The following is a 752-nucleotide window of genomic DNA, read 5'->3' as shown; positions in this document are numbered from 1 at the left end:
CTTCCGCAAAATCAGACCATTATTCTTTCAGATCAAACGCCGGATTTTGAACAGCTCAAAGCAACAGGGTTCAGAGCGAGGGGCTACATAACACCTTCACAACATGACAAGTTAGTTAAAGCCATTCGTGCTGTACATGATGGCGAGGCTTGGCTACCAAGACGTTTAGTTGCCGATATGCTTAACCATTTTGCTGCTGGGGATTTAGGATAATAATAACCACTAATCAATTAAAAAATCTTATCTGGCTGAAATTTTGCATAAATAAATGAAAAATTTTTTTCAAAATTATTCAATATTTAGTACCAACGTACAGTAGATCGCTGGTCATTGTCGTGGGAGACTATCTGCAAAGTTGGTCAGCGTATTTCTTGGTGGCCTAGGAAGCAGCATTTCATCGGAGAAGCATTATGGCTACAGAAGCCGGTATTATTTCAGCCTTAATTGGTACTGCAACTGCTACAGCAGTCGATGGGACAGTTAGAAATTTACAGGTTGGTGACAAGGTTTACCCCAACGAGATTATTACAACCGGTCTGGCTGGCGCTATTGAAATAGAATTTCCTGATGGTAGCGTGATGGACTTGGGGCGTAACTCTCAAGCTGTTCTTGACACCGAAACATTTGAACTTGATATTGCAGAATCAGAGAGCCCAGCACCTTTAGCAGATGACCTGGATGATATCGAAGCTATTCAACAAGCGTTATTAGCTGGCGAGGATCCAACACAGATTGCTGACCCGACGGCTGCT

At 42.6% G+C, this 752-nt stretch carries 2 protein-coding genes; both read left to right on the top strand.

The genetic code is table 11. The annotated features are described in order from the left end of the window. Window positions 1-213 (top strand): hypothetical protein (locus B3O33_RS11755; RefSeq protein WP_292363652.1); only part of this gene is annotated, 213 nt, incomplete at its 5' end. A gap of 197 nt (window positions 214-410) precedes the next feature. Beyond that, window positions 411-752: retention module-containing protein (locus B3O33_RS11750; protein ID WP_292363650.1), on the top strand; the 342-nt coding region annotated here is incomplete at its 3' end.

This window comes from Methylophaga sp. UBA1464 (genome assembly GCF_002325665.1).
Lineage (GTDB): Bacteria > Pseudomonadota > Gammaproteobacteria > Nitrosococcales > Methylophagaceae > Methylophaga.
This window is presented reverse-complemented; position numbering and strand designations above follow the sequence as displayed.